This window comes from Pseudonocardia yunnanensis (assembly GCF_039534065.1).
Taxonomy (GTDB): Bacteria; Actinomycetota; Actinomycetes; order Mycobacteriales; family Pseudonocardiaceae; genus Pseudonocardia; species Pseudonocardia yunnanensis.
In genome coordinates this window covers 59,472-77,956 of sequence record NZ_BAAAUS010000068.1, presented here as the reverse complement: position 1 = coordinate 77,956, position 18,485 = coordinate 59,472, and the positions used below count along the sequence as shown (strand labels likewise).

General features: G+C 71.2%; 16 protein-coding genes. 7 read left to right on the top strand and 9 right to left on the bottom strand.

Features of this window, described 5'->3' with window-relative positions; genetic code table 11:
- Window positions 1–53 precede the first annotated feature (53 nt).
- Window positions 54–1,157 carry an aldo/keto reductase gene (locus ABD743_RS44040; RefSeq protein WP_344730619.1) on the top strand — a complete coding sequence of 368 codons (1,104 nt, stop codon included), beginning with the start codon at window positions 54–56 and terminating at the stop codon, window positions 1,155–1,157.
- Window positions 1,158–1,226: 69 nt separating this feature from the next.
- On the opposite strand, the gene ABD743_RS44035 is transcribed toward ABD743_RS44040, so the two are convergent.
- From ABD743_RS44035 to ABD743_RS44015, 5 genes are all read right to left on the bottom strand, one after another.
- Window positions 1,227–2,522: a hemolysin family protein gene (locus tag ABD743_RS44035; RefSeq protein WP_344730617.1), complete on the bottom strand. Its 1,296-nt coding sequence runs from the start codon at window positions 2,520–2,522 to the stop codon at window positions 1,227–1,229.
- A gap of 59 nt (window positions 2,523–2,581) precedes the next feature.
- The gene (locus ABD743_RS44030) at window positions 2,582–3,133 is read right to left on the bottom strand and encodes a MarR family winged helix-turn-helix transcriptional regulator (protein ID WP_344730643.1); all 552 of its coding nucleotides are present in this window, start codon (window positions 3,131–3,133) and stop codon (window positions 2,582–2,584) included.
- Window positions 3,134–3,201: 68 nt separating this feature from the next.
- Window positions 3,202–4,515, bottom strand: a complete 1,314-nt coding sequence (locus tag ABD743_RS44025; protein WP_344730614.1) for an MFS transporter — start codon at window positions 4,513–4,515, stop codon at window positions 3,202–3,204.
- A 51-nt stretch (window positions 4,516–4,566) separates the two neighbouring features.
- Window positions 4,567–5,892, bottom strand: coding sequence for an MFS transporter (locus ABD743_RS44020; protein WP_344730612.1), 1,326 nt, complete (start codon window positions 5,890–5,892; stop codon window positions 4,567–4,569).
- Window positions 5,893–6,071: 179 nt separating this feature from the next.
- On the bottom strand, window positions 6,072–6,842 hold the full coding sequence (locus tag ABD743_RS44015) for an IclR family transcriptional regulator (protein WP_344730610.1): 771 nt from the start codon (window positions 6,840–6,842) through the stop codon (window positions 6,072–6,074).
- Between the two features lie 193 nt (window positions 6,843–7,035).
- Between ABD743_RS44015 and ABD743_RS44010 the strand changes: the two genes are divergently transcribed.
- Genes ABD743_RS44010 through ABD743_RS43985 form a run of 6 tightly spaced genes read left to right on the top strand, consistent with a single transcriptional unit; the run spans window position 7,036 to window position 13,751 of the window.
- The gene (locus ABD743_RS44010; RefSeq protein WP_344730608.1) at window positions 7,036–7,770 is read left to right on the top strand and encodes an SRPBCC family protein; all 735 of its coding nucleotides are present in this window, start codon (window positions 7,036–7,038) and stop codon (window positions 7,768–7,770) included.
- The gene (locus ABD743_RS44005; protein ID WP_344730606.1) at window positions 7,767–8,732 is read left to right on the top strand and encodes an FAD binding domain-containing protein; all 966 of its coding nucleotides are present in this window, start codon (window positions 7,767–7,769) and stop codon (window positions 8,730–8,732) included. The genes ABD743_RS44010 and ABD743_RS44005 overlap by 4 nt, the downstream gene beginning before the upstream one ends.
- A complete protein-coding gene (locus ABD743_RS44000) occupies window positions 8,689–11,031 on the top strand; it encodes a xanthine dehydrogenase family protein molybdopterin-binding subunit (RefSeq protein WP_344730604.1) in 2,343 nt (780 codons plus the stop codon). The genes ABD743_RS44005 and ABD743_RS44000 overlap by 44 nt, the downstream gene beginning before the upstream one ends.
- Window positions 11,028–11,507 carry a (2Fe-2S)-binding protein gene (locus tag ABD743_RS43995; RefSeq protein ID WP_344730602.1) on the top strand — a complete coding sequence of 160 codons (480 nt, stop codon included), beginning with the start codon at window positions 11,028–11,030 and terminating at the stop codon, window positions 11,505–11,507. The genes ABD743_RS44000 and ABD743_RS43995 overlap by 4 nt, the downstream gene beginning before the upstream one ends.
- Complete coding sequence (locus ABD743_RS43990) at window positions 11,504–12,280, top strand: alpha/beta fold hydrolase (protein ID WP_344730600.1); 777 nt, start codon at window positions 11,504–11,506, stop codon at window positions 12,278–12,280. The genes ABD743_RS43995 and ABD743_RS43990 overlap by 4 nt, the downstream gene beginning before the upstream one ends.
- Window positions 12,281–12,296: 16 nt before the next feature.
- Entirely contained in the window at window positions 12,297–13,751 is a 1,455-nt protein-coding gene (locus tag ABD743_RS43985; RefSeq protein WP_344730598.1) for a UbiD family decarboxylase, read from the top strand.
- An 80-nt stretch (window positions 13,752–13,831) separates the two neighbouring features.
- On the opposite strand, the gene ABD743_RS43980 is transcribed toward ABD743_RS43985, so the two are convergent.
- Genes ABD743_RS43980 through ABD743_RS43965 form a run of 4 tightly spaced genes read right to left on the bottom strand, consistent with a single transcriptional unit; the run spans window position 13,832 to window position 18,430 of the window.
- Window positions 13,832–15,100: a kynureninase gene (locus ABD743_RS43980; protein ID WP_344730596.1), complete on the bottom strand. Its 1,269-nt coding sequence runs from the start codon at window positions 15,098–15,100 to the stop codon at window positions 13,832–13,834.
- Window positions 15,097–15,975 carry a tryptophan 2,3-dioxygenase gene (locus tag ABD743_RS43975; protein ID WP_344730594.1) on the bottom strand — a complete coding sequence of 293 codons (879 nt, stop codon included), beginning with the start codon at window positions 15,973–15,975 and terminating at the stop codon, window positions 15,097–15,099. The genes ABD743_RS43980 and ABD743_RS43975 overlap by 4 nt, the downstream gene beginning before the upstream one ends.
- A 25-nt stretch (window positions 15,976–16,000) precedes the next feature.
- Complete coding sequence (locus tag ABD743_RS43970; protein WP_344730592.1) at window positions 16,001–17,227, bottom strand: GNAT family N-acetyltransferase; 1,227 nt, start codon at window positions 17,225–17,227, stop codon at window positions 16,001–16,003.
- Window positions 17,228–17,284: 57 nt separating this feature from the next.
- Entirely contained in the window at window positions 17,285–18,430 is a 1,146-nt protein-coding gene (locus ABD743_RS43965) for a glycosyltransferase (protein WP_344730590.1), read from the bottom strand.
- Between the last annotated feature and the right edge of the window lie 55 nt (window positions 18,431–18,485).

Sequence of the window (18,485 nt, the reverse complement as noted above, 5' to 3'; positions counted from 1 at the left end):
GCTGTACCGCTCGGACAACGGCGGTTCCCCCAGCAACGGAAGCGAGCTTGATCGTGAGTCTTGACGCGTACTACCTGCTCGGCCGCTCGGGTCTGCGGGTGAGTCGGCTCGCCCTCGGCACGATGAACTTCGGCACGAGCGGTTTCCACGCGCCGTACGGGAAGTCGGAGGACGACTCCCGGGCCATTTTCCAGCGCTACGTCGACGCCGGCGGCAACTTCATCGACACCGCCGACTTCTACACGGCGGGCGAGAGCGAGACGTTGCTCGGCAGGTTCATCGCCGACGCCGGGATCCGCGAGCGGATCGTGCTCACCACCAAGTTCACCAACAGCGTCGATCCGGGCAACCCCAACGCAGGCGGCAACGGCCGCAAGCACGTCATGCGGGCGGTGGAGGACTCACTTCGCCGGTTGGGCACCGACTACATCGATCTCTATCTGCTCCACACCTGGGATCGGATGACCCCCGTCGAGGAGGTCGTCCGCACGCTCGACGACCTGGTGCGCTCGGGCAAGGTCCGCTACACCGGGCTGTCGGACGTCCCGGCGTGGTACGCCGCACGGGCCCAGACGTACGCCGAGGCACACGGGATGAGCCCGATCATCACGGTGCAGTTGCCGTACTCGCTGCTCGCTCGCGGTATCGAACCCGAGTTCGCGCCGATGGCACAGGCCCTCGGCATCGGCATCACCGGTTTCATGCCCGTCGCGGGTGGGCTTCTCAGCGGGAAGTACCGCAAGGACGGGTCGGGCGAAGGCCGTCTCACCCTCGGCGCGCCCGGCTCCGGCGGCCCGCGCGACGATCGGGAGTGGGGCGTGATCGCCGCCCTGGAGGACGTCGCGAAGGAACTCGGCCGCAGCATGGCGCAGGTGGCGATCAACTGGGTGGCGAACCGGCCCGGGGTGGGAGCCGCGATCATCGGCGCGAGCAGCAGCGCGCAGCTCGAGGGCAACCTCGCCGCGCTCGACTTCGAGATCCCGGCGAAGGCCCAGCAGCAGCTCGAGGAAGCCAGCGCGGTGCCCCCGCCGTCCCTCTACTCGATGTTCACGCCCGAGTACCAGAGCTGGCTGGTCCATCCCGGGGTCAGCCTGGGCGACAAGCCTGCCGGGTACGCGCCGCCGATCTGGCACGGGCAGCGGCAGAGCGTCGGCTGAGGAGCGATCCGGTCCGGCTCCGGCCAGTGCTTCGCACCGGCCGGAGCCCGCCTGCGGGATGCGCCGGGACTATGCGGGCGTGCCCGGCTGCGGGGCGACCTCCTCGACGCGGACCTTCGCGACCCGTCGCCCGTCCATCTCGGTCACCGTGAACCGGTGCGACCCGAACCGCACCGCGTCGCCCGTCCGGGGAACCCGGCCCAGCCGCGCCTGCACGAACCCGCCGAGCGTCTCGTAGGGGCCGGCGGGGAGTCCGATCCCCGTCAGGTCGGCCACCTCGTCGCGGTGCAGCAGCCCGTCGAGCTCCGACTTGTCGGCGCTGGGGCTCCGCTGGGGGTCGTACTCGTCCTCGATCTCGCCCACCAACTCCTCGAGGATGTCCTCGAGCGTGACGATCCCCGCGGTGCCGCCGTACTCGTCGACGACGACGGCAAGGTGCGCACGCTGTGCTCGCAGCTCCGAGAGCGCCTCGAGCAGCGGTTTCCCGCTCGGGAGCAACGGCACGGGGCGTGCGATCTCGCGCAGCTTCCGGCTTTCGGCGTCGGGGTCGGTGAGCAGCACGGTGAGCAGGTCACGGACGTGGACGACACCGAGCACGTCGTCGACATCCGCGCTGATGACGGGGTAGCGGGAGTGGGAACCGCGCAGCACGGCACGCGCGGCGTCGCCGACGGTCATGTCGGCCTCGCTGAAGTCGACCTCCGTGCGCGGCACCATCGCGGTGGCGACCGAGCGGTTGGCGGCGGCGAAGACATCGCCGAGCACGCGCCGCTCCTCCGGGCCGAGGCTGCGGTGCGTGCGCACCATGTCGCGCAGTTCCTCGGTGCTCACACCGCTGTCGCTCGCCTTCGGATCGAGGCCGAGCAGGCGCACGACGGCGTTGGTGGAGACGCCGAGCACCCAGATCAAGGGGCGGCTCAGCCTGGCGACGCGATCGAGGACGGGAGCGACGGCCCGGGCGACGATCTCCGGCCGCTGCAGCGCGAGTCGCTTCGGGACCAGCTCACCGAGGACGAGTGACAGGTAGGAGATCGCGATCGTCACGACGATGAACGCGATCGTGCCCGCGAGACCCGGAGGAAGCCCCCATCCCCTCAGCACGGTCGCGAGCGGCTCGGACAGCGTCGAGCCGCCGTAGGCCGCGGAGAAGAACCCGGCGAGTGTCACGCCGATCTGCACGGCGGACAGGAACCGGTTGGAGTCCTCGCGCAGATGCGCGACCCGCTTGCCGCGCCGGTCCTCCGTTGCCATGCGGCGCACCTGGGCGTCGCGCAGTGAGACCAGTGCCAGCTCCGACGCCGAGAAGAACCCGCCGATCAGTATGAACAGCAGGACGAGCGCCAAGCTGAGCAGGATGTCGTTCACAACGTACAAGTTTCCCAACCAGGCTCGTTCGACGCGCACACCGGGATAGGGCGGGTGGGTCAGCGGCGTCGGTTCGCCGCCGCCGCGACGGGGCTCGCCATCAGCTTCTCCAGTAGCGCCGTGAGCTGAGCGGCCTCGTCGTCGGTGAGGGCGGAGGCCCAGGTCCGCTCGCGTTCGTTGTGCGCAGCGAACGCGTCGGCGAGCACCTGCTCACCGTGTGCGGTGAGCGAGAGCTCGACCGAGCGACGATCGCGGCCGGCCTTGCGCCGGACCACCAGGCCGTCCCGCTCGAGGGTGTTGACCAGAGCCGACACCGCCGCCCGGCTCATCCCGGCCAGCTGCGCCGCGCGCTTGGCCTCCAGCGGCCCGGCGAGCCAGAGCACGAACAGCACCCGGAAGCCCGCGAATGACCAGCCACGCGGCCGGTGCACCGTCGACTCGAGGTCATAGACCATTGCGTTCGAGGCGCGGTAGAGACTCAGCATCAGCCGCATCGCTCGCGCATCCACCGCCGGCAGTGCGCGAGTGGTCCGCTCCACCGCGATGGCGACGAACGACCAGTAGTCCACGTCGTCGGGAGCGAGGTCGTCGTGCGCCGGCTCGCTGGGCAGGGGAGCGTCGGACACAGGCGCAGCGTAAGCGTGGCGGAGGGCTGTGACCCGAGGTCAGCGGCGGACGTTCATTCCACCGCGACGATCGTGCGCCCGGTGCGGTCCGGCACGCCGAGCGCGAACGCCGCCGCGAGGACCGGGCCGACCAGGCCGAGCGCCAGAGCCATCGGAACCGTGCCCGCGACGCTGAGCGCGACCAGCGGGAAGAGCCCCGCGCCGATCCCGCGTCCGGCGTAGTAGCTGGTGTTGGATCCGGCCGAGCGGATCCGGGTGGGGAAGTACTCGGCCATCCACACCCCGAGCACGCCGAACCCGCCGCTGCCGGCCGCGCACAGCAGCACGGCCCAGAAGGTCTGGTCGCTCCAGAACTGTGAGCTCACGTGCGCCGACCCGGTGGCCACGAGGAGCAGCAGCCAGCCGAAGCCGGCCACCCCGACGAGGGAAGCGACGAAGAATGCGTACCGGCGCTTGATCACGTCCGACAGTGCGCCGGTGAGCGGGTAGGTGACGGCCGTGATCACCAGCCCGATCAGCACGATCACGCTGGCCGTGCCCAGCGGCACCTTCTCGACCTGCACGAGGAACGTGGTGAGGTAGGCGATCATCGAGTTGGTGCTGATGAACATGGCACTCGCCAGCACGATGAACAGCACGGTGCCGCGCACGTGCTCGCGGCGGAAGAGGTCGCTCAGCGGCACCTTGGCCGGCCGCATGCGTTCGGGCACCCGGCCGGCCGCGAGCTCGCGCCGGTAATGGCGCCACTGTTCCGACTCGGGCAGCGTGAGCGCGGACAGCAGGCCGATCACGAGCGTGATGGCGCCGATCACGATGTAGCCGCCGCGCCATCCCTCGGACTCGCCGAACTGCACGGTGCAGAAGTACACGACGCCCTCGGTGATGATCTGGCCGGCGAAGTACATCGCCTGGATCGACCCACCCATCGCCCCGCGCTTACTGGTCTTCCAGCTCTCGGTGAACATCGAGTAGGCCAGTCCGAACAGCCCACCCATGCCCACCCCGGCGACGAGGCGCGTGACCAGGAACAGGCCGTAGGTGGGGGCGAGCCCCCCGAGCACGGCCGCCACACCGAAGATCAGTACGGAGCCCGTGTACGTCCAGCGCCTGCCGTACCGGTCGCCGAGCCAGCCGCAGACCAGTCCACCGAGAATCGAGGCGAATCCCTGCAGGGTGGTGACCTGAACGATCTGGATCGTGCTGACGTGGAGGCTGCCGGCGATGTACGCCATCGGGTATCCGACGAGGTTCAGCTCGGCCCCGTCGAAGAGGGTGCCCAGGAAGGCGAACACGAGGACCACCGCGGCTCCGCGGGGGATCGCACGAGTTGCGGTGTCGGGGGAGGACGCGGCATTGACGGTCGACATCTGGTTCCTCGGTGCGCGGGGAGGCACGGACGTGGTGGGGAGAGCGGGGGGCTACTCGGGGAGTGGACGCCCTCGGGTCTCGGGGCAGAACGGGGCGACGAGCAGTCCGACGATGTAGATCAGGCCGACCACGGTGGCGGCGACGCCGTAGCCGCCGAGCCTGGAGATGATCGCGCCGGAGAGCAGCGGTCCGAGGAACGCGACGAACCGGGCGGCGTTGAACACGAACGCCACACCCGTCGCCCGCAGGTGCGTGGGGTAGAGCTCCGGGAGCCACACCGGCATCCAGGTGTACTGGCCGAGGGTGAAGAACCCGTTCACGACGAGGACGACGGCGATGATCCGCAGGTCGTGCGTCCAGAGGAACAGCACGGGCGTGAGCACCAGCGATGCGGCGAAGTACAACAGCACGGCCGGCTTACGGCCGAACCGGTCGGCGAGGAAGCCGAACGCGACGTACCCGGCGATCGCGCCGACGTTGTAGATCATTCCGGCGCCACTGGCCCAGCTCGAGGCGCTGTGCCCGGCCTTCGCCGCGACGTCGGAGACGTAGAGCGGCACCCAGGTCGAGATGCCCCACCAGCCCAGCGTCGTCACCAGCGACATCACGGAGCCGAGGATCGTCAGCCTGCGTAGCTTCGGGTCGAGGAAGATCTGGCGCAGGGTGAGCCGGGTGTAGGCCTGCTCGCCCTCGGTCAGCTCGCCGGGCGCCCGGTCGCGCAGCTTCTTGCGGTGGTGTTGCGCCTTCGTCCACTGCTCCGACTCCGGCACCGACCGGCGCAGCCAGAGCGCGAACAGCGCGGGCAGAACGCCGACCAGATACATCAGGCGCCAGGAGTCGGGGCCGATCGGCGCGATGAAGTACCAGCAGAACGAGGCGATGAAGAAGCCCAGGCCGAGGCCGCACTGCATCAACCCGGCGGCCTTCGCCCTGGCGTTGCTCGGCCACATCTCGGCCACCAGCGACGTGCCGGTTCCCCACTCCGAGCCGAGCGCGAACCCGGTGATGAAACGCAGCACCAGGAAGGACTCCCACGACCAGGACAGCGCGCTGAGCCCGGTGAACGCCGCGTAGAGCACGATCGCGGTGATCAGCGTGCGGCGCCTGCCGAAGTAGTCGGCGAAGACACCGCCGAGGATGCCGCCCATGCCCCAGCCGAGCAGCGTCACCGCGATGGTGGCGCCGGTGAGGAAGGCGACGGAGCTGGCAGGCTCGCCCGGCGCGAGCCGGTGCAGCACGGTGCTGGCGGTGAGGATGAGCGCGTAGGTCTCGAACCCGTCGAAGAGCCATCCGAGGTTGGCCGCGAACAGCGAGCGCCATTGGGAGCGCCCCAGTCCGCTGAGCCAGGTTGTCCGTGCGACAGCGATGTCGTGCACCGAGGTCCTTCCTCCGGTCGCCCGCGGCATAATGCGCCTGTCCGCTGGACGAGTTGTCCTACATGCAGGACATCTGATCTGTGGTCGGACGGTATGACAGAGCAGGAGTGCCGTCAAGGCGCCGCGCGACCTTGCAGGGGCGCGGCGGGACGGGGAGTGGTGCGGTGGGTGGAGCCTGGTCAGCGAGGCGGGAGGGTGCCGCCGGTGCGCTCCGTGATGCGCGCGGCGCACTCACGGATCAGCTCACCGGCCTCCGTGACCGTCGACCGGTCGAGCTCGGAGGAGAACGCGAGCGAGCACAGCACCATGGTCACGCGGCCGCGCTCGTCGAACACCGGGGCGGACACCCCGGACTGGCCGAGGTCGTACTCGCGGATGCTGATCCCGTAGCCGCGTCGCCTGGTCTCGGCCAGCTCGGTACGCAGCGCATCCCGGTCGACCACCGTCTCCGGGGTGAAGGCGACGAGATCGTTCTTGTCGATCGCCCGGTCGGCCTCGGTGGGGTCCGACCAGGCGAGGAAGGCGCGCATGATCGCGGGCGCGGAGAACACGAAGGTGTCCCCGAGTCCGACGGTGATCCGCACGCCCTGCCCGCGGTCGGCCTTGGCCAGCACTGCGTACTCGGCGGAGCCGTGTCGGCGCACCGCGAAGACCAGGTAGCCCAGGTGCTTGCTGAGGTCGTCGAGCTCCTGCTGGACGACCTCGCGCATCCAGTCCTGGGACGCGTCGACGATGGCCAGCAGGCGTGGGCCCAGCCACCATCCGGAGCGGTCGCCTCTCGTGGCGGCCCAACCGGCCCGCTGCAGGGTGCCCAGGATGTTGTAACAGGTGCTGCGGTTGAGCTCGAGGTCGTCGATCAGCACGCCCGACGGGACGGGTTCGGGCCAGTCGCGGGCGATCCGCTCCAGCAGTCGCACGGCGTTCATGACCGCGGGCACATCGCTCGCCATGACGCTCTCCTGCCTCCGATTCGTGGACGCGCCGACCGTGCCGATCGCGCCGAGTGCGCCGTCCCGCGACGACCACGCTCTGCGACGAGACGGTAGCTGAGGCGTTCGGTGTGACCGCGGGTCGGGTTGACGGCCCTTCCGGGCCCGGCTTAGTGTCCTGCATACGAGATAACTAGTCCAGTATGGTGGTCAAATGAAGCTCAGTTCCTCGTTCTGGGTGCCTGCCGCCCCGGAGCGCGTGTTCGCCCACTTCCTCGATCCGGACTCGATGCGGGCCTGCGTGCCGGGCTGCCAAGAGCTCGAGAAGGTCGACGACACGCACTACCGCGGCACGTTGGTCAACGAGGTCGCGCATGTCCGGTTCAGCGCCGGATTCACGGCCGAGATCACCGAGCAGGCAGGGCCCGGACAGGTCAAGGCGTTGCTCCGCGGTGAGGACCGCCGGCTGGGCAGCTCGATCAAGATCGAAGCCGCTCTGGCGGTCAACGAGGACGGTGCAGCGGACAGCTCGCGCGTCGAGTTCGGCCTGGACGTGGCCCTGTGGGGCAAGATCGGGCGCCTCGGCGAGTCGATCGTGCGGCGGCGCACCGAAGAGGTCGAGCGCCAGTTCGCCGCCGACTTCTCCCGGGTGTGCGCCGCCGGGCCGCCGGGACCGGGCAACGCCGTGGCGCGTGAGCTGCTCGCGGCCCGAGGCACGGACCAGCGGGTGAAGGCGCCGGTGGCCGCAGGCGCCGCAACGGCCTCGGTGCCCCGGCTGGCCGCGGCTCCCGCCGTCGATGGCGCCACGCCCGGTCGCATCCCGTGGTGGCGCCGCATCGAGGACCTGCTCACCGGCCGCAGGGTGCTCGTTCTCGCTGCGATCGCCGCAGCGGCGGCCACCGGCGGCGTGATCGCCGGGCTGTCGCGGGTCGCGGCGGCGAGGCGATGACCGCCGACGCCTCCGTGTCGGCGGCTCCCACGCTGCACCGGCCGCGGAGCCTCGACGAGGCCTGTGCCCTGCTGGCGAGCCTCGACCAGCCCATGGTCTACGGCGGCGGCACTGCCGTGCAGATCCTCATCAAACAGGGCGTCCTCTTCGCCTCCGACCTGGTCGACCTCTCCCTCGTGCCGAATCTCTCCGGGCTCGAGCGGACCAGCAGCGGCCTGCGCGTGGGCGCGATGGTCACGCTGCGCCGGATGGAGACCGACCCGCTGGTACGGCGCGTGACCCCGCTCGCGGCCCAGGTCTACGGGCACGTCGCCAATCCGCGGGTGCGCAACACCGCGAGCGTCGGCGGCAACCTCGCCCACGGCGACTACCGGCTGGACCCGCCAACCGCGCTCATGGTGCTGGACGCCCGGGTCGAGCTCCGCAGCAGCGAGGGCACCCGCCAGGTGGCCCTGCGGGACTTCTTCGTCGCCTTCCAGGAGACCGACCTGCGCCATGGTGAGCTCGTGACCGCGGTGGAGATCCCCGGTCAGGCCGGATCCACGTGCGGTTTCGCCAAGCTGAGCAGCCAGTCCGTCAACGACTGGCCGTGCGCGTCGGCGGCTGTGCTCGTCACCTCGCCGGTGCGTGGGCAGCGGGAGATCCGGATCGGGCTCGGCGCGCTCGCCGAGGTGCCCAAGTACGTGAGTGTCGAGGTGCCGAGCGACGCGCCGGTGGACGACGTCGTACGGGCCGGCCGGTCCGCCGCCGACCCGGTGATCGACCCCATCCCCGACATCCGCGGCTCCGCGGACTTCAAACGCCGCCTCGGCCTCGTAGCGGTCGAGGACGCGATCCGGGCGGCCTGGGGCCCGGCGGGCAGCGTGCCCGTCGAGGCTGTGGCCGGCCCTGCAGGACCGACAGGAAAGGAGGGCTCGGATGCTCGGGGAGAGTCCCGCAGGCGCTGGTGGCGCCGTCGGTGAACGGTGGACCCGTACCGATGCTCGGGCGAAGGTACGTGGGGAGCTGCTCTACGCGGCCGACGAGCCGTTGCGCCCGTGCCTCGACGTCGTCGTGCACCGCAGCACCCGCCCGCACGCCCTGATCGACTCGATCGACACCCAGCAGGCACTGGCGGTGGACGGCGTGGTGGCCGTGGTGACCGGCGCGGAGCTGCACGCCCGCTTCGGTGACAAGCTGTTCACCGGTCCGGCGTTCTCCGACCAGCCCTGCCTTGCCGTGGAGCGGGTGCGCTACATCGGCGAGCCGGTGGCCGCGGTGCTCGCGCGCGGTCTCGCCCCGGCACGGATGGCCGCCGACGAGGTCGTGGTCGAGTACAGCGAGCTCGACCCTGTGCACGACGTCGACAAGGCCGTCGCCGGCGCCCCCTTCGTGCACGACGTGCTGCGGCCCTCGATCGTCTTCGGCGACCTCAAGCACCTGCGCGGCAAGCGGGACACGAACGTCAACTACGAGTTCAACCTCCGCCGCGGCGACGTGGACGAGGCGGCGGAGACACCGGACGCCACCACGGTGCGCGAGGAGTTCTGGTGCCCGCCCACCCACCACGTGCCGATCGAGCTGCCGTTCACGGCGGCCTGGCGCGACGGGGACCGGCTGGAGATCCTCTCCACCACGCAGACTCCGTCCTACGTCCGGCAGTCGGTTGCCGACCTGCTCGGCCTGCCGTTGAACAAGGTGCGGGTGCGCAGCGCCCCGCTCGGCGGCGGCTTCGGCGCCAAGATGTACGACCGGCTGGAGCCGCTGGCCGCCGTGCTCGCCTGGACGCAGCGCACCGCCGTGCGCGTCACCGCGTCGCGTGAGGAGGCGTTTCTGCTCACCACGCGCCACGGCGCCGCGGTGACCGGCAGCATGACCGCCGACAAGGACGGCCGGATCGTCGCCGCGACGGCCGACGTCCGCTACGACACCGGTGCGTACGCCGACGTCGGGCCCCGGATCACCGCCAAGTCGGGCATGGTGGCCACCGGCCCGTACCGGATCGAGAACGTGTCGGTCCGCTCGCGCTGCGTCTACACCAACAAGCCGTCGGCGGGCCCGTTCCGCGGCTTCGGCGTCCCACAGGTGACCTGGTCGCACGAGTCGCTGGTGGACGAGCTCGCTCGCGTGCGCGGGGAGGACCCGGCCGAGTTCCGGCGCCGCAACCTGCTGCGCGAAGGTGACGTCGCCCCGGTCGGCACGCCGATGCACAGTGCCGACTTCGTGGGCTGTCTCGACGCGGTGACCGAGGCCATCGGCTGGGACACGCCGTTGCAGCGGGAGGAGGGCAGGCTGCGTCGCGGCCGCGGTGTGGCCGTCGGCATCAAGGCCGTGCTCACGCCGACGATCTCCAACGCCGTGCTCCAGCTCAACCAGGACGCCTCGGCCACCCTGATGATCAGCACGGTGGACATGGGCCAGGGCAGCGACACGATCATGGCGCAGATCGCCGCCGAGGCGCTGTGCCTGGGCGAGGGCCAGGTCCGGGTGGTGGCCACGGACACCGACGTCACCCCGTACGACACGATCACCGCCGGCAGCCGGTCCACCTACCACACCGGCAACGCGGTGCGCCGCGCCTCGGAGGCGATGCGCGACAAGCTGGTGGACATCGCGGCGGAGCGCTTCGGCGTGCCCGTCACCGATGTGAAGCTGACCGGAGACGGCCTGGTCAGCACCCAGAGCCAGGAGCGCGCCTCGATCTCCGAGTTGCTGCACGGTCACTTCGGGGCGCGCGGCACGACGCTGAGCACCGAGGCCGAGTTCACGACCACGTGGATGCCCTACGACCACGAGACCGGGCAGTCGGAGAAGGTCACCGAACACTGGTTCGCCGGTGCCATCGCGGTCCAGCTCACGGTCGACACCGCGACGGGCCGCGTCCACGTGGAGCACCTTGCCGCGGCGGGTGACGTGGGCCGCGCGATCAACCCGAAGCTGGTGGAGCAGCAGCTCACCGGCGCGGCGATCATGGGTGTCGGCCACGCCCTCTTCGACCGGTTGGTGTTCGACGAGGGGCAGATCGTGAACGGCACGTTGCTGGACTACCAGCTGCCCTCGGTGCTCGACGTGCCCGACAAGATCACGCCGATCATCGTGGAGAACCCGCACCGCACCGGCCCGTACGGCGCCAAGGGCGTGGGGGAGACCACGATCATCCCGCTGGCCCCGGCGGTGGCGAACGCCGTGCGCGACGCCATCGGCATCCGCTTCCCCGAGCTTCCGCTGACGCCGGAGCGGATCCTCACCGCACTCGCCGAGCAGGAAGAGGCCGGGTCATGAGCAACGACGTCGTGCTCCAGGTGAACGGGGTACGCCACCGCGTGACGGTGGCGGACGACGATCTGCTGCTGGAGGTGCTGCGACGCACCGGCTTCACCAGCGTGCGCGAGGGATGCGGCGTGGGGGCCTGCGGAGCGTGCACCGTGCTGGCCGACGGGCACAGCGTGAGCAGCTGCCTCGCCCGTGCCGTGCGGTACGACGGCGTCCCGCTCACAACCGCCGACGGGCTGCCCGAGGACGACGACGTCGTCGACGAGTTCGTCGCGGCCGGGGCGATGCAGTGCGGCTACTGCATCCCCGGGTTCGTGCTGATGGGCCACGAGCTGCTGGCCGAGAACCCCGACCCGACGCGCGAGGAGATCGCGGCGCATCTGGAGGGGAACATCTGCCGCTGCGGCACCTACGAGGAGATCTGCGCGGCGATCGAGGCCACGGCCCGGCGCCGCCAAGCTGAGCAGGAGCGGAGGAGCGCGTGAAGGTCGACACCGCACGAGGTGGCTTCGAGGTGGCCCGCACCGGAGACGGTGGCCGCCCACTGGTTGCGCTGCACGCGCTGGCGCTGTCGGGCCGGGTGTGGGACCCGATGGCCGCGGCGCTCGCCGGGAGCCACCAGGTGTTCGCCCCGGACGCGCGCGGGCACGGCGGCTCGGACTGGGACGGCGGCCCGTTCAGCATCGCCGACCTCGCCGACGACGTGGCCGCGATCGTCGAGAAGGTGGCCGACGAGCCGGTCGACGTCGTGGGCCTGTCCATGGGCGGCAGCACCGCGATCCTGTTCGCCCAGCGTCACCCCGACCTCGTCGCGCGGCTCGTGCTGGCCGACACCACCGCCGACTACGGCCCCGACCGGGTGGCGCAGTGGACCGAGCGCGCCGAGAAGGCCGTCGGCGTGCCGCGCGAGAAGCAGGTGACCTTCCAGGTGGACCGCTGGTTCTCGCCGTCCTTCGTCGCGACGCACCCCGACGAGGTTCGCCGCGTCAGCGACATCTTCGTGGCCACGAACTCCCAGGCGCACGCCGCCGCGTGCCACGCGTTCGCGGGCTTGGAGGCCGAGGCCGGGCTGGGCGACATCCAGGCCCCGACGCTCGTGCTGGTGGGCCGCGAGGACTACGCCACGCCGCCCGCCATGGCCGAGACGTTGGCGTCCCGCATCCCGCACGCCCATCTCGAGGTGCTCGACGACACCCGGCACCTGAGCCTGATCGAGCGGCCGGACATCTGGCCGGTCGTCGAGAAGCACCTCAGCTGAGGTGGGCACAGCCAGGATGACCACACCCGGTGACGAACCACTGCTGAGCCTGCGCAGCCACATCTACGCGGTGCAGAAGATGGGCGAGCTGCGCCACGTTCGCGGCGCGCATTGGGATCTGGAACTCGGCGGCATCGCCGAGGTGAGCTACCACCTTCCTCATCCGCCCGCCGTCCTGTTCGACGAGATCACCGGCTATCCCGCCGGCATGCGGGTGCTCACCGGCAGCACGGGCTCCTCCCGCCGCTTCGGGCACACCCTGCGTCTCGGCGACGACCTCGACGACGCGGGCCTGGTGGACGCGCTCCGCGGCAAACCGTCGCAATGGGCGGGCAGCGCGCGGGACTTCCCGGTCGCGCCGGTGGACAGCGCACCCCTGCTCGCCAACGAGGTGCCCGGCGAGAAGGTCGACCTGCTGAAGTTCCCGGTCCCGCGCTGGCACGAGCACGACGGCGGCCGGTTCATCGGCACCGGGTGCTTCGTGGTGACGAGCAACCCGGAGACCGGCGTGCACAACGGCGGCTGCTACCGGATGGAGGTGCAGGACGACGGCCGCAGCACCACGATCGCGGCCGTCCCCGGCAAGCACGGGGCGCAGAACATCGAGCGGTGGATCGCGCGCGAGGGCCGCGCCCCGGTGACGGTGTCCTTCGGGCACGACCCGCTGCTGCTGGCGCTCGGCGGCACCGAGGTGCCGGGCGGGGTGTCGGAACTGGAGTACGCGGGCGCGGTGCTCGGGGAGCGGGTCCCGGTGGTCATCGCCCCGGACACCGGCCTGCCGATCCCGGCGGGCAGCGAGATCGCCGTCGAGGGCTGGCTCACCCCCGGCAACATGCGCGACGAGGGTCCGTTCGGCGAGTGGACCGGCTATTACTCGGGACGCCGCCGGCCATGCCTGAACCTGGAGATCACGCGGCTGTACCACCGGGACGACCCGATCCTGCTCGGAGCGCCCCCCGGTCGCCCACCGCACGACTACTCCTACATGCGCACCGTGATGAAGTCGGCGATGATCCACGACGAGCTGGTGTCGATGGGCGTGCCCGGCGTCTCGGCGGCCTGGGCGCACGAGTCCGGCGGCGGACGGCTCTTCATCGCGGTCTCGCTGGAGCAGCGCTACCCGGGCCACGCTCGGCAGGTTGCGCACCTCGCCGCACAGTGCCCGGCGGCGGCCTACATGAACCGGTACGTGGTGGTGGTCGACGACGACATCGACTGCTCCGACCTGGAGCAGGTGATCTGGGCGATGTCCACCCGCAGCGACCCCGACCGCGACATCGAGATCATGCGCTACGGCTGGGGCAGCAAGCTCGACCCGATGCTCCCGGAGGGCGCGCCCGCCTACAACAGCCGGGCGATCATCGACGCGTGCCGCCCCTTTGAGCGGCGCGCCGACTTCCCCCGGGTGGCGGAGAGCAGCCCGGAGTACCTCCGCGGCGTGCGTGAGAAATGGGAACACGCACTGCGCTGACCCCGTGGAGCTGTTCACGCCGGACGAGGGGCACGTTGGTGCGGATCTACTGGACCGACGTGCCGTTCGTTGCGCTGTGGTCAGGCGTGCTCGGCCAGCACGTCGCGGAGGATCGCGAGGCCCCCGTGGACCTCGATGAAGCTCGTGCTCAGCGGGGCCAGGCCGAGGCGGATGCCGTCCGGCTCGCGGAAGTCGGGGATCACGCCGCGCTCCCACAGGTGGGGGAGCAGGTCGCGGAACCCGGGCCGACGAATCGTCACGTGGCCGCCGCGGCGTGCCGGGTCGCGGGGTGAGGCCACCTCGACGCCGTAGGGCACGAGCCAGGCGTCCACCAGTTCGAGTGCGAACTCCGTGAGCGCCACGGACTTGGCCCGCACGGCGGCGATCCCGGCCTCCTCCAGCTGCTCCAGCGCCGCCAGCAGCGGCACCATCCCCAGGATCGGCGGGGTTCCGCTCACCACGCCGCGGACGCCGTCGGCCGGCACGTAGCCAGGGCCCATCAGGAACGGGTCACGCCGGCCCATCCAGCCCTGGATCGGCTGGCGCAGCACGTCCTGCAGGTCGCGGCGGACATAGCCGAACGCGGGGGAGCCGGGGCCGCCGTTCAGATACTTGTAGGTGCATCCGGCGGCGAGATCCACGCCCCAGGCGTCGAGCTCCAGCTCCACCGAACCCGCGGAATGACAGAGGTCCCACAGCACGAGCCCGCCCGCGTCGTGCACGACACGGGTGACGGCGGCGGCGTCGGCGAGCCATCCCGACCGGTACGCCACGTGGCTGAACAGCACGAGCCCCGTGGCCGGGCCCACGACGGCTGCGACCTGTTCGGCGGTGACGCCCTCGGCGGGGTCGGTCTCGATCCAGCGCAGGACGCACCCACGCTCCGCGGCGATGCCCTCCAGCACGTAGCGGTCGGTGGGGAAGTTGTCGGTGTCGAGGACGATCTCGCGGCGCCCGACGCGGGCCTGTGCGTCGACCGCGGCCCGCGCCAGCTTGTAGAGCAGCACCGTCGTGGAGTCTGCGACGACGGTCTGACCGGGGGCCGCACCGAGCGCGGCGGCGGCGATCCGGTCGCCGACCCACCCCGGCCAGTCCATCCAGGGCCGGGCCGAGCGCGCCACGACGGGCCCGTCGCCGGTCCAGCCCCGGATGAGCCCGCCGCCCCACTCCTGCGTGACGAACCGGTCGAGCCGGTCCGCCATATCGGCCAGCGGACGGCCCAGGGAGTTGCCGTCGAAATAGGCGACGACGTCCGGGCTGGGTACGAAGCGGTCGCGGTGGGCGGCCAGCGGGTCGGTGGCGTCCAGCTCGGCGGCGCGTGAGGCCAGGCCGACGGTCTCGGCGGTCATGACCCGATCTCCGTGCGGACGGCGTACAGCTCGGGGAAGAAGGTGAGCTCCAGCGCCGCCCGCAGGAACTTCACGCCGCTCGACCCGCCCGTGCCGCGCTTCACCCCGATCGTGCGCTCGACGGTCTTCAGGTGCCGGAACCGCCACAGCTGGAAGTTCTCCTCGAGGTCGACGAGCTCCTCACAGGTCTCGTAGGCCTCCCAGCACTCGTGGGAGTGCTCGTAGATGCGACGGAACACCGGCAGGAGCTCCGGGCAGAACGTGTGCGGCTGCCGGACGTCGCGCTCCAGGATCGATCGCGGCACGTCATGGCCGTGGCGGGCCAGGTAGCGCAGGAACTCGTCGTAGACGCTCGGCTGCTCCAGCAGTTCGGTCAGCTGCGCGCGGGCCCGCTCGTCGTGGTCGAACAGCTCGATCATCGCGGGGTTCTTGTTGCCCAGCACGAACTCGACGGCCCGGTACTGGTCGGACTGGAAGCCCGACGACGTGCCCAGGAAGCTGCGGAACTCCGCGTACTCGGACGGGGTGAGCGTGGCCAGCACCGACCACTGGTCTGTCAGGGTGCGCTGGATGTGCTTCACCCGGGCCAGGCCCTTGAGCGCGGGCCGCAGGTCGTCGGCCGCGAGGTGGGCCTGCACCGCGCGCAGTTCGTGCAGCACCAGCTTGAGCCATAGCTCGGACGTCTGGTGCTGCACGATGAACAGCAGCTCGTCATGGTGCACCGGCCTGCTCACCGGGTGCTGGGCCGAAAGCAGTTCGTCCAGGTGCAGGTAGGCGCCGTAGGACAGGTTCACCCGGCCAGGGCGAGAGCTGTCCTCGCCGAACTCGCGGACGATCCCGTCCTCGAGCGGACGCAGCCCGCCGGTCTCGCTCATACAGGAACTGTAGGGCTCGCCCCGGTCAGAAACCCGTGCCGTGTTGTGGGAGGCGCTCGGCCTGGAACGCGAGGTCGACGGTGTGCAGCGCGGCCTGGTCCTCCGTGGCGAGCAGCCCGGCGCGCGCGAGGGTGGTGGCACGCTCTCCGCCGAACAGGAGTGGGCCCAGCGCAGCGACCCCGATGGCCACGGTGGGCCCGCCGACGTCGACGCGGACGCACTCGGCGCCGTCCGGGCCACCGCGCAGGCGGAACCGGCCACCGCTGTCGAGGAACGGGTCGTGCACGTCGAGCACGACGTCGACCTCCGAGGCGTACCCGCGCGCGGACAGTGCTGCGGGCACGTCAAGGACCCGGGCCCACATCCCGTCGCGAATGCCGGTGGTGCGCACCTGCCGCGGGTCGGTGAGCAGGTACTGCAGGGGGTCGTCGAGCGGATGGGACCACACGGTGACCTTCTCGATGAGATCCATGGCGAGCAGCACCCGCCACAGCGCGGCGTGCGCCTCCTCGGTGACGCTCACCATGTCGACGATCCGGCACGCCCGTTCGCCCTGCTCGATGCGGTAGGAGACGTATCCGTCGGCGTGCACGAGGTGGAAGAGCGCGGTGGCGCCGTCGCGCTGCCACTCGCGGTCGAGCAGGACGTTGTCCCACCAGGCGTCGCTGCGGCTGAGCGCGCCCGAGACCGTCGCCACCCACCGCCGGTGGATCCCGGGGAAGAGCAGCCGCGCCTCGGTGGTGTCGATTTCACGGACGCCACCGGGGTCGGGTGCTCCGGGGCGGAACGTCGCGCGGCGGCGGCTGATCTCGACGGATCGGTGCAGGGTGGTGATGCCGTAGCCGAAGCGGCCGTAGATCGAGCCCTCGCTCGCGGTCAGCAGCGACACGGCGGAGCCGTCGGCCACGAAACCGCGGTGCTGCTCCTCCATCAGTGCCCGCAGGATGCCGCGGCGACGGTGGGTGACCGCCACGGACACCCAGGTGACGCCGGGTGCGGGCAGGGTGGCGCCCCCGGGCAGCGTGACGTCGAACGGGAACGAGCCGGTGACCCCGACGATCCGAGAGTCGTCCTCGGCGAGCAGGAAGCGGTCGGGCTCGAACAGGGGCCGGAAGGCCTCGATGTCCTCGTCGCGGTAGTGGAAGCCGAAGCCACGCCCGTCCACCGTGGCGATGGCGGGGAGGTCCTTTGCCGTGGCGCGGCGCAGGGCGGCGGGTGGGGGATGGTCACCGGGCTCGGATGGCTGCAGCACGATGGCGGATTCTTGCTGCCCGGACCGCCTGGCGTCGACGGGTTTGCGTGGCTGGGTTCAGGATGCGCTCGGCCGGACGGGCGCGACCCGGCCCGGCACCAGCACGTCGCGGTAGAGCTCGTGCAGCCGCCGGGCCCAGCCGACGGCCTCGTACTCGGCGAGGAACCGGGCGCGCGCCGCGGCTCCGAGCCGTTGCCGCCGTGCGTCGTCGTGGGTGAGCGCGACGAGCGCGTCGGCGATTGCAGCGGGGTGCAGCGACACGAGCATTCCGGTGTCGTTGGTGACGATCTCCGGAACGCCACCGACCCGGCTGGCGATGGCGGGTACGCCGGCCGCCATGGCCCGCAACAACGCGGTCGGGGCAGCCCCGGACCGGGCGTTGTGCAGGACCAGGTCCGCCACCCGGAGCAGGGCGGCGGGCTCCTGGTGGCGGTGGACGAACCGGACGTGCCGCGTCAGGTCGTCGCTTCCGTCCACACGCGACTCCAGCCACGGACGCAGCGGCCCGTCGCCTGCCATGGCGACCACCAGCGGCAGCCCGTCCGGAAGCGAGTCGAGAGCGTCGAGCAGGAGCTCGTGGCCCTGGTCGCGGCGCATCGGTGCCGTGCTCACCGCGAGCACCTCGCCGTCGGCGACACCGAGGGCGGCGCGGCGGCGCTCCCGCTCGGCCTGGTCGACCGGGCCGGGATCGGTGACGCCGTTCGGGAGGAGCACGAGGTCCTGTGGGGTGTCGGAGCCCAGGCTCCGGTACCACTCCACCTGCGCCTGTGAGATCGCGATCGTCCGGGACATGAACCGCTGGCGGGCGAGGATCTTGGCCGTGCGCTTCAGCCGGTCGACCCGGTCGGCGGGCAGGTTCTCGATCCGGTGCAGCGTGGACACGGCCGGGATGCGGTTGCGCACGGCCGCCGCCGCTCCCACCACGTCGGCAGGTGGCAGGTGGGTGTGCACGAGCTGCACCCCCTGCTCGCGCATCAGCTGGGCGGTACGGGTGACCGCGCGTGGATCCCAGGGGCCCAGCCCCAGCTCCTTGACCGGGACGCCGAGCCGGTGCAGCGCGCTGACCTGGCTGGTCTCGGAGGTGGACGCCAACGCGATCACCACCAGCTCGAGATCGATCTCCCGCGCCGCCCCGGCGAGGTCGACCAGCCCGATCTCCGGGGCGTCGGGATGCAGGGTCTGGACGAGATGCGCGATCTTCACGGGCCCTCAGGGTACTGACGCCCACCCGTTCCGCCCTCGGGGACACGAGTGGTTG